The organism is Rhodobacter flavimaris (assembly GCF_021378075.1).
Taxonomy (GTDB): domain Bacteria; phylum Pseudomonadota; class Alphaproteobacteria; order Rhodobacterales; family Rhodobacteraceae; genus Rhodobacter; species Rhodobacter flavimaris.
Window position 1 is genome coordinate 45,944 of sequence record NZ_JAJUOS010000005.1, and the last position, 13,006, is coordinate 58,949.

General features: G+C 58.0%; 11 protein-coding genes. 7 read left to right on the forward strand and 4 right to left on the reverse strand.

Annotated features, from left to right (window positions below):
- Positions 1-217: 217 nt before the first annotated feature.
- The 3 genes from LZA78_RS08005 to LZA78_RS08015 all read right to left on the reverse strand — a co-directional run bounded on the left by LZA78_RS08005 (position 218) and on the right by LZA78_RS08015 (position 3,974).
- A complete protein-coding gene (locus tag LZA78_RS08005) occupies positions 218-1,672 on the reverse strand; it encodes a S1C family serine protease (RefSeq protein WP_233676413.1) in 1,455 nt (484 codons plus the stop codon).
- 528 nt (positions 1,673-2,200) lie between these two features.
- Complete coding sequence (locus tag LZA78_RS08010) at positions 2,201-3,064, reverse strand: recombinase family protein (protein ID WP_233676414.1); 864 nt, start codon at positions 3,062-3,064, stop codon at positions 2,201-2,203.
- 289 nt (positions 3,065-3,353) lie between these two features.
- Positions 3,354-3,974 (reverse strand): SOS response-associated peptidase, encoded by a 621-nt coding sequence (locus tag LZA78_RS08015; RefSeq protein WP_233676415.1) that lies wholly within the window; start codon positions 3,972-3,974, stop codon positions 3,354-3,356.
- A 166-nt stretch (positions 3,975-4,140) separates the two neighbouring features.
- On the opposite strand from LZA78_RS08015, the gene LZA78_RS08020 reads away from it, so the two are divergent.
- The 5 genes from LZA78_RS08020 to LZA78_RS08040 all read left to right on the forward strand — a co-directional run bounded on the left by LZA78_RS08020 (position 4,141) and on the right by LZA78_RS08040 (position 9,686).
- Entirely contained in the window at positions 4,141-5,031 is an 891-nt protein-coding gene (locus LZA78_RS08020; RefSeq protein ID WP_233676416.1) for a metallophosphoesterase, read from the forward strand.
- Positions 5,032-5,071: 40 nt separating this feature from the next.
- Complete coding sequence (locus tag LZA78_RS08025; RefSeq protein WP_233676417.1) at positions 5,072-5,842, forward strand: hypothetical protein; 771 nt, start codon at positions 5,072-5,074, stop codon at positions 5,840-5,842.
- Positions 5,843-6,821: 979 nt separating this feature from the next.
- Complete coding sequence (locus tag LZA78_RS08030) at positions 6,822-7,340, forward strand: hypothetical protein (RefSeq protein ID WP_233676418.1); 519 nt, start codon at positions 6,822-6,824, stop codon at positions 7,338-7,340.
- Positions 7,341-7,542: 202 nt separating this feature from the next.
- Complete coding sequence (locus LZA78_RS08035; protein ID WP_233676419.1) at positions 7,543-8,832, forward strand: hypothetical protein; 1,290 nt, start codon at positions 7,543-7,545, stop codon at positions 8,830-8,832.
- Between the two features lie 278 nt (positions 8,833-9,110).
- Complete coding sequence (locus LZA78_RS08040) at positions 9,111-9,686, forward strand: hypothetical protein (RefSeq protein ID WP_233676420.1); 576 nt, start codon at positions 9,111-9,113, stop codon at positions 9,684-9,686.
- On the opposite strand, the gene LZA78_RS08045 is transcribed toward LZA78_RS08040, so the two are convergent.
- Positions 9,671-10,027, reverse strand: coding sequence for an HNH endonuclease signature motif containing protein (locus LZA78_RS08045; protein WP_233676421.1), 357 nt, complete (start codon positions 10,025-10,027; stop codon positions 9,671-9,673). The two genes, LZA78_RS08040 and LZA78_RS08045, sit on opposite strands and share 16 nt — an antisense overlap.
- A 329-nt stretch (positions 10,028-10,356) precedes the next feature.
- On the opposite strand from LZA78_RS08045, the gene LZA78_RS08050 reads away from it, so the two are divergent.
- Both LZA78_RS08050 and LZA78_RS08055 read left to right on the forward strand, forming a co-directional pair.
- Complete coding sequence (locus tag LZA78_RS08050) at positions 10,357-10,758, forward strand: XRE family transcriptional regulator (protein WP_233676422.1); 402 nt, start codon at positions 10,357-10,359, stop codon at positions 10,756-10,758.
- 471 nt (positions 10,759-11,229) lie between these two features.
- On the forward strand, positions 11,230-12,999 hold the full coding sequence (locus LZA78_RS08055) for a DNA polymerase III subunit gamma/tau (protein ID WP_233676423.1): 1,770 nt from the start codon (positions 11,230-11,232) through the stop codon (positions 12,997-12,999).
- Positions 13,000-13,006: the final 7 nt, after the last annotated feature.

A 13,006-nucleotide genomic window follows, 5' to 3' on the forward strand; every position in this document is an offset into this window, starting at 1 on the left:
GAGCTTATCGTTGTGCGTGCTTGCCGTATTCAGATTGCTTGAAATCGCCACGTAGAAGCTCTGCGATAGACCAGACGAAACTGCCTAAGCTCTTGATGTCGTTGTTGCTCATGGAACCCTCGAAATACGGCGGTAGGATGCGCCGTGAGCACAGGGGGCGCAACAGCAATTCGATCCCGAACGACCACTTGGTGTAACGCTGATTTCCGAAACATCCTCAGTCACAAGAGACCAGATGAGTCACACTCTTGAGTTGTGTCCCGAGGCTCTCTGGGGCGACCTGGTCAGTAAGATCGCTGATCGTCGGGGTCACCCCATTCTGGTAGAGAAACAGCTTCGCGATCTCACCGCGGATGGCAAAGTTGACGTTTTGCGGGATGTCGCCGACCTCGTCCTGCACGAATTTCGCGTCGAGTTTCGAGACCACGACACCGATCACCTGACCATGCGCATCGACGACAGGACCACCGGAATTCCCAGGCTGAACCGGCGCAGAGATCTGCATCCGGCTACCATCACCGCCGAGCCCCTTCACACTCGTGACAGACCCGCGCGTCACATTCAGACCACCGAGGAGCCCTGTCAGCGGATAGCCCGCGATCGTTACATCCGCATTCAACGGTGCAGGACGCTCGGCAAACGTAGCGCTCGGCAGATCGGTCACGCCTGCGACCTGCACCAGTGCAAGATCGAACGCTTCATCTTTTCCGATCAGGGTCGCTGGTGAGCCGTCGACCGTGATGTTGCGACAATTCCCCGCGACGTGGTTGTTCGTCAGGATCATTCCGTTTGGCGCGACCGCGAACCCTGTTCCAGTTCCCTGCGTGCTCTCCTCTGGCGCCGAGGGCGGACGGGCCGCCACAGTTCCCTGGCCAGGCGCGGGCCCTTCGGAGGTGGGATCCGAGTTCTTCATGTCCTCAAGGAACGCCATCACACCGGTGTAGAGCTCACCCCCTTTGGGTAAATCCAGATCACCACCTCGATGCGGCAGGATCGAGCCCGTGACCAAGGCCATCCGCCCAGCATCACGGTCCAAGGCCGAGACTAGGATGGTGGACCACTCGCTGCTCGTAATCTTGTCGGACCGCACATAGAGCGTCTTGCCCTCCGTCACCTGCGCGGAAGTGATCAAAACAGCGTCTTTGCGGACAGTGTAAGGAGCGGAGACCGCGTTATCGAGGGCATATCGATGGAAAGCCACCGTCCTGTCTACATCGCCAGATGTCAGTGAAATAGCGAGCGACGAAACGGAATCGTTGAAATCCAAGCTGAGCCCGTTGGAACTGACGCTCGATGACATCGTCTCCCTCGGCGAAAGAAAAGACAGATCCGCAAAGTCGAAATGGTATCTCGACCAACCTTCGTCAGCGAAGATGGTGATTGTATCGAGAGCGAGCGCGACCGGCGCGATGTTGGGCAGGTTCTCGAGATCGAGATCCAAGTCACGTTTGCGGATATAGGCCTGCAACGATTGTGTGCTGCGCGCCCCCCACTTGCCGTCGATCATCCCAACGTAGGTGTTCTTGATCGCCATTGCCGCCTGAAGAAACCGGATCTCTGTCGACGTGAGGTCTCTCGCGTCGAAGGTATCCATCAGCTCATCGCTGGTCCAAGCCCGCGCAGCCGTGTTGAGCGACAGGACGACCAGAAGACCAAGTGCGAAGTGTCGCATCAACATCCCCTTTTCAATGGCTTGATGCTGCGTCGCAAAGATGCGCTCGTCAACGGAGAGAGACCCTGGAAGAGCAAGGTGTTCAAAATATGCCCAAATTGGGATTTCGCTTCAGTTCGCCTTGACCAGCGCCCTCGCGTCCTCCTCGCCGTTAGAGAGCCTTCGATCTCTATCATACCCCAAACGAGGCTACCGGCATCGGCGTGCCCAACGGCGGACCTAGGAAACGAAGCCGAGACTGGTGTCGGAGATGCCTAAACTAGAGGCCACTCAGCCTGTTGCCCCTCTTTAGTTCGCATTCACAGCGAGACGTATTCGGGATCTGAGGGCAGAGAAGGCTCACCCATCCGAATCGTCGGCAACGAAAATGCAAATACGCCAACGACCGACGACGGCTCCCGCTTCGCTGCCGTTCCCCGCCGCCGCCCCCGCAACAGGATCTTGTTCGAGTGGGGAACGCGGCGAAGAGCCTGTTCGGCCGCCGATCTCTTCGCCGTCGATCGCGCACGTTGACGCGATGACCAAAGATCAAAAGAGGCCATAGGTGGGGAGCTTCGCCAGTTTAGCCTGTTCGTCGTCAACTTCATGCACCTTCGACAGGGGCTTCGTCACCTCGTCGGCACGGATAGGCTTATCGGCGACCGGAGTATCATTCAGCCCGTCGTCGTCGTAATCTTGGCCCATCTCCAGGATCAACGCTTCGGCTTTCTTACGCACGTCTCTGACGCTGTTCTGCGTCCAGGGACGCTTCCACCCGGTCAGGATACGACGGCGGTTCAGGAGGTCAGCCAGAGCCCTGTGCGACAGATCACGATATGCAGCGTCGGACTGCAAGATGTTCGCAACCTGCATAGCAATCTCGTCGGACTTCAGCGCCCTCGCCTTTGCAGATGCCTGCGCCGCCTTCTTCCGAACGTCGCTGTTCGAGAACTCGACGCCCTCACTCTTCTTGCGCGCCATTGCATCAACCGTGCCTTGCCGGATCGACCGGACGGATGCCTCACCCCGGGCGACAGCACGAATAAGAGCTGGCGCCTTCATGAAGCGACCAACGCGGGCGCAAAAGACCGGAACGTCGAGTGTCGCAAGAAAGCTCCGCGCAGCCTCGACGTTCCTAAAAAGGCGGGTCGGCTCTGAAATGACTAGCACAGCTCCGTCTGCTTTGGCGCGAGCAACAGCGTCCATCAGACCTTCACGACGAACAGCGCCAAGAGGATCGGCACCTGAAGCGATATCCTCGTAGATGGTGAGGAGGTTGAACCCGCGGCGCTCACAGGCGTTTCGTATGCTCTTTGCCTGCTTCTCAAACTCGTTGTCGTCTGAAGCCTGCTTGTCCGTTGAGAGGCGGATGTAACCTACGGCTCTGGAAGGATAATCCTTGCTATTCGTCATGTTGATAGATGTCTTTTCAGGGGTGATGATTTACGGGGGGTTGGATTGCAGAAATTCTGCACTTTGCTAATAACACCATATCATACGATTAGCATACTTCGCAAGAATCTTGCGGTCGATCAACCCCTAGACTTCGCCTTCCAACCATCCTGCCGCGCACAGTGCGGGCTTCGTCCTCCATCGCGAAAGAGCGGGTATGGCTCCATCAAGTGAAAGCTAGAAGGGGTCAACTTAGAGCGCTCAAGGATCGACTATGAGAGACTGATCTACTCAGCCACCGAAGCCATACCTACCCGATCCCCTCAATTAGCTGAGGGCCATCGTCATGAAGACTAAAGCGGGCGACCTCGTGCTGGTGAAGCTGAACATGCCCACCAAGCTCGGTGTCGTCGGTCCCAGCGAGCCATGCATCTCGTTCCTCTGCGTTCAGGATCACTGGCATCCGTGGGTGTAGCCAGGTCATCTCGGGCGTCGCGGCGCGGGTCATCATCGTGCAGGTCAGAAGCCCCTGCCAGCGCGAGGCAAGCCCGGCGAACCAGAGGGTCTCTTCATTTCCGGCCGAGCTGATGAAATGCGGCTGCTTCGCGCCTGGCGCGCCTGACCATTCGTAGTAGCCTGCTGCCGGGATCAGGCAGCGCCCATGGCGCCAGACCTGACGAAAGGTTGGTTTGTCCTTCGCCTCCTCGATCCGGGCATTGAAGGTCCTAGCCTTCCAGTCCCGCAGCTCGCCCTTGTGCCAGGACGGGATCAATCCCCACCGCGCCAACATCGCCTCAAGCGGTTCCTTGGCGAAGATCAGCACGTCCTCGGTCGGCTTCACGTTGAAGCGCCGCGGGAAGGGCGCGATCTTGATCTCCGAATGCTCAAATTCGGTCCCGCGCAGGTTCGGATCGACGAAACGTCCGCACATTGGCTTGGCTTTCCTTGATCGGCGGCCGATTAGCGCATAGATCATTAGTTAGGACCAACCGCCATCGCGCGCCAATCCTAACCTCCAGTTCTCACTGACATCATCCCCCCGGCCATGGACGCGTCCTGCGGCCGTGCTTATTCCTGTTTGCGACAAGGAGATCTGCATGTCGAACTACACCGTGATCCCCGACATCCACGCCGACCCAGAGCGGCTCTCGCGCAGCTTGGCGACAGGGGCCTCCAGCGAGCGCCTCGCTTTCTTGGGCGACTTCATCGACGCCGGGAAGTCCGTGTCGCGCCCTGACGACGCTGAGGTTCTGGCGCGAGTGCGTCGGCTCATCGAAGACGATGACGCCGTCGCCGTGATGGGCAACCACGAACTCAACGCGATCCTGTTTCACCGCCTCGACAGTAACGGGCAGCCTCTCAGGGCGCGCGATGACAAGAACCGGGCGCAGCACAGCAGCTTCATCGAGCGCTTTGGAATCGGCAGTAACGACGCGCTGGACTGGACCGAATGGTTCCTTACCCTGCCCCTCTGGCGCGATCTCGGCGGACTACGACTGGTGCACGCTCGCTGGAGCGACACGGCCATCTCAACGATCGCCGCCCGCCGTCCAGACGGGCGGCTGCGTCCGGACGATCTCGAAGAGGTCGCCCGAAAGGAGACGCCCTTCGCGCGAGCCGTTGATCTGCTCCTGAGCGGGCCTGAGACTGCGCTACCAGCGGGCATCGGCTTTCACGACAACAGCGGGCATTACCGAACCCAAGTTCGGATCGCGTGGTGGCGTGCTGATGCCCCGACCTGGCGAGCCGCCGCGCTTTCGGTCCCGAACCCCGAATGCCTACCGGAGACTGAGATCACCAATGAACTGGGCCTCGACCTCTATGGCGAGGAGAACCCGCCAGTCCTGGTCGGCCATTACAAGATGCGCGGCGCGCCCCAGATCGAGACCCCGCAAGCTGCCTGTCTCGACTACCCTGATACGCCTTGTGTCTACTGTTGGGACGGAGAGAGAGCGCTGACGGATGAAAAGCTTCTTGTTCTCGCATAAGCATTGAACAGTCGGATGGCCACCTCGACGGGAGGAGTTAATGCAAGATCGTTACGCAGGGGATGTTGGCGATTTCGTCAAGCTTGGGCTGCTGCGGGCACTCTCACTCGGACGCAGGCTTGGTGTGGCTTGGTATCGCTTTCCCGACGAAGATCATAACAAGGATGGACGGCATGTATCTTATCTCGCCAGTCCAGCTCGATACGGATCACTTGATCGCCTCCTCTTTGATTACCTTAAGGAGGTAGTGGTCGATGCGCGCTCTATCTCGTCACTGTTGCCCTTGCTTGGTGATGCAGTCTCATCGGACGAGTGCCTAGACGTCGCGGGAATTTCCGCAAATCAGAGGCGTCCCTGGAGACGGGAATGGTTCGCGCGCGTCTTGGCAGATTTGTCCGGGTGTGACCTCGTATTCGCCGATCCGGACAATGGCATTGTTGACAACAGTGAACGGCGCAAGGGCAGCGTCAAGTTCGGAAAACAGATACCCATCGGCGAGGTCAGGGCATTGGCTCAGGGTCGTTGCGCAGTGATTTACCACCACAACACACGCCGTCGTGGTGGCCATGACGCCGAAGTAGAATACTGGCTTCAAGAGTTTGGAATGCCCGCTCTCGCAGTGCGAGCGACGGCTTACAGTCCGCGAACATTCTTCATACTCAACCCCGACCCTATCATCGAAGAGAGGGTCCACTCGTTCTGTAACAGGTGGCGGGATCTACGGGTTCGCGTTCATGGCGCGGCCTACAGGCAGGAAACGCTTGTAGATTTCCCCAACGCCATCTCTGCGAAATCTGCTTCTGGAGGATAGGCCACATATGGCAGATCCGCGCCCAGCAAGTCGAGCGAGCTAACCCTCCACGCCTTCGATTCGGGATCGGACCTCAACCTTCGCGACAGCCCTCCGACACAGCCGGCCCCGCACATGCGCCCGAGCACGTCGCAGGCGCTCCGGGGCGCGCGCCTGCTGCGGTCCGTGACATCTTTGGTGATGAGTAGGACTTCTCATAAGAGACCTGCCAGCGAGCGCCCCAGAACTCCACATGAGATGCGGACAAATGAGGGCCCTAGATTTTGGCCCGTTCAGTTGTTGGTTCATTTGCTCTTCTCTCCTGGCGAGAGAACGGGTCGCAGCGATGCTTGCGGGGTTCCGGCAACCCAGTTTCCGCCGCCCGTGAACCTTGGCCTCTCTGCGAGGAGGTCGTTCCAGATGAACGACAACTCGACCGTTGCCGTCGCCTACCCAGGAGAAAACCCGAAATCAGGCGTTTCATGTTTCATCTGCGTTAAGTGAGGCACATAGCACTTAACAAAATAAGGGATTTCGTGGCTCCCCTTGGCCTGATCGATGTAACATTTCGAGCCCTATCCGAGCCATCTGCAGCGTGTTTTGGGCGTGAAATGTTACATGCGACGCCCGAAATGCGACATCAAAGCCAAGAAATGTTACCTTGAACGAGGTCGATGTAACATAGATTGAAAGTTGGAACGGCATCCTGATCTGATCCCCGGACTCCGGCATCAGCTGGATGAATGTCGGGGGTCACAGCAATCCGACCGCTTCGGGCTCTACGAACGAGGCAAATCTGTCTGGCTCGCATCCTCTAGATCATCGTGATCGGACCGGGAAGGGACAAACATTCAGGGCGCGAGCGGTCGCCGGGTGCGTATCTGTATCGTTCACGTGGGCCTGACGAAACTGTGACCCGTCCTACGGCTCTTGCAGAACCGATTGCCCTCACGGAGTCGCGAGGTATAGTTCAAGTAATCAGTTTTCTAAGAGGCTAACATTGAAGTGGAATTCCGTTCCTGCGCTGATGAGTGCGCTCTTCGTATCTGTGGCCACCCCCAGCATGGCGCTGAATACGCTATGGGCACCGTCTGATTTCAGCGGAGCCTGGGTGGAGGTGTTGGACGACAGCCAAAATGGCTGCTGGACTAACATCGGCGAAGTGAAGGCTTATGCAGCTGATCAGTTGGAGCTTGCCGGTTTCAATGTCATTGAGCGACCGAAGAGAACAGAGGATTCTCCGAATTTGTCGCTCGACAAGAACGTTGTGCTCGTCATCCATGTAAAGGGGATGCGCTGGGATAACGGGGTATGCGTCGGAAGCCTAATGACCCATTTTTTGGGCCGCGTCATCGTCGTCCCGCAGGAAAGGCGATGGGTCGTCAATACAATCGGTGAGCCTACCGCCCACCCACTTTGGGACCAGACAAACTTCAATACGATCCTGCTGGACCCGATCAAAGGTTTCATCTTTTCCTGGGTCGAGAACGGTAAGATCGACGAGGCAGGGCTTGACTGAATAGGGCTAACCGGGCTTCGAAAAGTTATTTAGCGCAGATCTTGCGCGAACCTCACCCCGCCGGTCCTGTCTGGGGCAGGAAGTCCGAAGGTGCCCCCCCCCCCGCTTCTCCAACATCCGGCCCACACTCTAAATTGAATTCGGTTGTCTCCGGAACAACCTTCAGTAAGTATGCCGCATCACTAACGAGGCACCTAACAACATGCAGCGCTGGCAAGACGATCTTACAAAGCACCCAATCAACACTTCCCTCCAAAAGCTTATCGAAGGCATTGACTTAGAAGTTTCAATTACAGATCCAGTAATTGAAGTCGAGCGAGCTAGATTTTCAAAGGTCGTTTATCTACTAAGGGATACAATCGCATCTCTAGATGCTGATATAGCGCCATTCGATATCCTTAATCAAATTCAAAGCCAGTTCCAAAATCAGGGCGTCATTCAAACAATGACGAACCTCATCCGCACTAAAGACGCCAATATTTTTCGAGATCTAAACACCCAGATCACCCCAAGCCTAAGTTATATTAATCAACTTCGAGCGAGCACAATCAGCCCACAATCAGGCCTTGCGGACCGAGAGTCAGCTTTAATCGGATATGAGAAATTCGTGAGATCACTAAGGGCTGAGCAAACTCGACTTGAAGAATTCTATTGGAAGACTGAAGAAAACATAAAAGAATCAACCAATGAAGCATTAAGCCTTAAAGAAACAGCGAAGACATCCGCAGACCAATTTGAAGAAAACATCAAGTCTTGGAAAGAAGAAATTTCCGCACTTATTACTGCACAAAAAACAGAGTTCACGACTCGACAACATAGCAACGACAGCCAATTCTTAGAAACCATCAATCTCATCAAAGAGACCGCCAAAGAATGGCTGGATGATTTCCAATCGGATCAGACAGCCAAGGCGGACAGGAGGAACGAAGAAACTCGCGCGATTCTACAAGAGATCATTGAAGACTCGAACGATAAACACCTTAGCATCATCAAACTTTATGAATTGGTTGCTCTGGATAGCGTTACCGGCGGACACAAGAACATTGCAGATCGAGAGTTCAAGGCAGCACAGCTTTGGCGAAGAGTCACTATCGGCAGTATCGCGGCAACCATTACTTGGATACTTTTCAGTATTTTTTGCTTCACCCCAACACTCACGCCCGCACCTCTTTTCTGGCTTCAAATCGCAAAATCTCTTTCCCTGACAGCATTGCTTTTGTCCTTCGCGGTTTATGCGTCAAAGCAAGCCGCGCTTCACCGGATCAACGAACGAAAAGCCAGGTCGTTCTTCTTGCAGGTGCAAGCTTTTGATCCGTTTATCGCTAGTCTCCCAGAAGACACTCAACACGAAATGAAAAAATCTTTAAGCGTGCGCATTTTCGGCCCCGACGATCCGGAGCACGATAAAACGATTCTTGAGAATGGTGACTTCAAGGTTCTAGAAAAATTCCTTGGACTTGCCGAGCAGTTTAAGAAGGTTATTGGGAAGTAGAATTTAGTGCAGCGGGCACGTCGGACCGTGCCCGCCTCCTCTCCCTGACCGCCTCGGGATCAACACCCGCGAAGGTGCATACAAGGTCGAGGTCGGCGCTCGGCCTTGTCAGGAAGCGGCGGGCAGCTCAACAGCATAACAACGGCCGACCAAAGCGAGGCAGCAAGGAGCAACAGCCAAAAATCCTCTTGCCGTGTCTGCTCGTTAGGCCCGATTATCGTTGAGGAGCGGAACCTTTAACCCACTCTCAGAACCATGACCGGACAAGGAATTCACAATTGAAGATTGCCAAACTCGCCACCGTAGTCCTGTCGAGTATCTTACTCCTTGCAGGCTGTCAGGAAATTGAACCGAGTTCGACCGTCAAGGCGGGCGGCGTTCGTGTTGGCGACAACTTGGTTGCAGGCAGGGGCGATGCAGTTCTTGAAGTCGTAAGCCAAGAAAGTCTGCCCAATGCATTTGGCGGAGCGGATGTGTTTGGCAGAACTCGCCCCACGGGAACCACCGCGCTTATCTTCATTAGTGGCACCAGATCGACCGCAACTTTCCTTCGGCGCGATGTGTCAATTTCGAGCCAGAAAACAACAATGAACTCCACTCCGATCATGATTGGCGGAAATTCACAGACATATCACACGGGCAACATAGGCTATCTGCCCTACAGCGGCACTTCGACGACCTACAGAGCGCCGGTATTTCTTCCTCCGAACACGCCGTCAGATATGATTACTGGAGTCCGAGAGATCACAATTCGCGTCCCGACTAGAGCGGGCGCGAACTCAGTCAGCATAGCGGGTCACGTGCTGACGGTAATTTCCGCTAGCGAGAACCAAGTAACTTATACGCTGCAATAGCCGACCTGCGCCCGCTCCTGACGCTGCTTGGCGCTGTTGTGGTGGTGGGCGCAGAGGCTCTGCCAGTTGCGCCAATCCCAGAACAGTTCCTTGTTGCCCCGGTGCGGTGTGATGTGATCGACAACGGTCGCAGGCGCACCGCAGACCACGCATTCAGGATGGAACATCAGGTATTCGGCGCGGGCCTTCTGCCAGTCGGTCGTGTAGCCACGCTGGCGGGCGCTAGGGCGGCGCGCATCGTGGCGACGGTTTCGGACGCGGGTGCTTTCGATCTGGCACTGGCAGCGCTTGCCGTGTGGCGCAATGCGACCACAGGTGCAGACGTGGGGCGGACGGGGCATCAGAGCTTTCCTTTCAGGACGCGCAGTCCTGCGCGCTCAAAGTCGGGGTCGAGACTGGCAGCGATGTTCGCGGCGCGCGCGATCCTTAGGAAATCCCGATCTCCAGAAGCGTCGCGTGTAGAAGTTCACCTGTAGCGAGACAAGACGACCACGTTCGCAAACCCGGAGGGTTCTACCGGCCACGTCTGTGGCGCCAGAACGCATCCCCATCATGTCTGCGCAATATTCCTAGGACTTCGACTTCCCTCTGAGCAGATGCATAGTCCCACCCGACCTGCACGAGCGCGCGCGGTATCACTGTATTACAGCTTCAATACACAGGAGATACCGTGAAGAAAAAACCTTACGAAGACAGTCCCGCCGCAGAGTTCATCGCCGAGCGTGTGCGCGACCTGAAGCACAAGAAATCTCAGGGAGACATTGCCCACGAAGTCGGCTTCGTGAACAGCAACATGATGAGCCTCTTGAAATCTGGCGCGAATAAGGTGCCGCTGGATCGGGTTCCCGCGCTCGCGAAAGCGCTGGAGGCGGACCCGGCAGTGCTGATGCGTCTCGCGCTCGAACAGTCCGTCGGCGTCACCGCGGCGACCGCAATCGTCGAGGTGTTCGGCACGCCAGTCAGTGAGAACGAGCGTGGATGGCTCGACGAGATCCGCAAGGCGTCTGGCAACGGCGATCCTCGTCTGACCGCCCGGTCCCGCACTACGCTTCGGAGTATCTTCGGGCTATGAGCGACGGACCAATCGTGACACCTCGTTCTCCGATGGGACCGTGGGACCAGCTCAGCGAGAACGAGCGCGCGTGGATCGAGTTCATCCGCATCGTATCAGGCGGGCGCGACCCGAAGGTTACTCCTGAGCGCGTCAGGGCGCTGCGCGAATTGTTATCCTAAGCGTCGAACTCGCTTTCGTCTGATTCTACACCTTTCTCAGAGGCTGGGCGCGAACATCGCGCCCGCTTCAGGTGCCATTCATTCGATACGGCATGTGCACTTAGGTCTTGACGGAAATTGCCCGTGACATCTTCGCCACATACAGCCCCACGCCCCCTGCTACAAACAGCACCCAGAAACACCATTCAACATATTGATATTTATGTAATTTTTTTTCGACCAGAGATGTCCAGCCTCTCACCCTCTCTCCACATCGGTTTGACTTGGCCCGCCCCGCGGATAGACTGCGGCGCGACGAGAGGAGACGCGCATGTCCGACACGCCCGAGACCGGCTATCAGGTTCTGGCCCGCAAGTATCGCCCGGCAACCTTTGCCGACCTGATCGGGCAAGAGGCGATGGTGCGCACGCTCAAGAACGCCTTCGCCGCCGACCGGATCGCCCATGCCTTCGTCATGACTGGCGTTCGCGGGGTGGGCAAGACCACCACGGCGCGGATCATCGCCAAGGGCCTCAATTGCGTCGGCCCCGATGGCAAGGGCGGCCCCACGACCGAACCCTGCCTGCACTGCGAGCATTGCAAGGCTATCGCCGAGGGGCGCCACGTCGATGTGATGGAAATGGACGCGGCCTCGCGCACCGGCGTGGGCGACATCCGCGAAATTATCGAGAGCGTGCACTACCGGGCGGCCTCGGCGCGCTACAAGGTCTACATCATCGACGAGGTGCACATGCTCTCGACCAGCGCCTTCAACGCGCTGCTCAAGACGCTTGAGGAACCGCCCGCCCACGTCAAATTCATCTTTGCCACGACCGAGATCCGCAAGGTGCCGGTCACGGTCCTCTCGCGCTGCCAGCGTTTCGACCTCAAGCGGATCGAGCCCGAGGTGATGATGGCGCATCTGGCCCGTGTCGCCGAGAAGGAAGGCGCGCGCCTTGCGCCCGATGCGATGGCGCTGATCACCCGCGCCGCCGAAGGCTCGGTGCGCGATGCGATGTCGCTGATGGATCAGGCGATCGCCCATGGCGCGGGCGAGACCACGGCCGAGCAGGTACGCGCGATGCTGGGGCTGGCCGACCGGGCGCGCGTGCTTGATCTCTTCGACATGATCCTCAAGGGCGATGCTGCGGGCGCGCTGACCGAGATCGGCAGCCAGTATTCCGACGGGGCGGACCCGATGGCCGTGCTGCGCGATCTGGCCGAAATCACGCATTGGGTCTCGGTCATCAAGATCACACCTGAGGCGGCCGACGATCCGACCGTTCCGCCGGAAGAACGCACGCGCGGCCAGGCGCTGGCCGCCGCGATCCCGATGCGGGTGCTCAGCCGTTTCTGGCAGATGCTGCTCAAGGCGATCGAAGAGGTGGCCAATGCGCCCAATGCGATGATGGCCGCTGAGATGGCAATCATCCGCCTGACGCATGTCGCCGACCTGCCGGACCCCGAAACGCTGATGCGCAAGATCCAGTCCGGCCCGGGCGGCGCGGCCGGGCGCGGGCCCGCGCCGGGCGGCGGGTCTGGGGGAGGGCCGACCGCACAGGCTGAACCCATGGCCGCAGCGACCATGCGCGGGATTTATGGCGCACCAATTGCGCGGGCAGGCAATGCCGCCGTGGCCCGTGCGGCGCAGATCGAAACCGCGTTGGCGCGCTTTGCCCGGTTCGAGGATGTGGTCGAACTAATCAGCCGGATGCGCGACGTCAAACTGCTGCTCGATGTCGAGAAATGCCTGCGCCTGGTGCGTTACGCACCCGGACGGATCGAGTTCCAGCCGACCGAGGACGCGCCGCGCGATCTGGCGGCGACGCTCTCGCAGCGGCTCGCGGGCTGGACCGGGGCGCGGTGGGGTGTGTCGGTCGTGTCCGAAGGCGGCGCCGAAACCATCGCCGAGATCCGCAATGCCGACCGCCGCGCGGCCGAGGCCGAGGCGCGCTCGAACCCGGTGATCGCGGCGATCTTCGAGGCCTTCCCGAAGGCCGCCTTCGACGATATCACCACCGCCGCACAGATCGCTCTTGAGCAGCAGGCCGAGGCCCTGCCCGAGGTCGAAGACGAATGGGATCCTTTCGAGGACAGTTAAGGAGAAC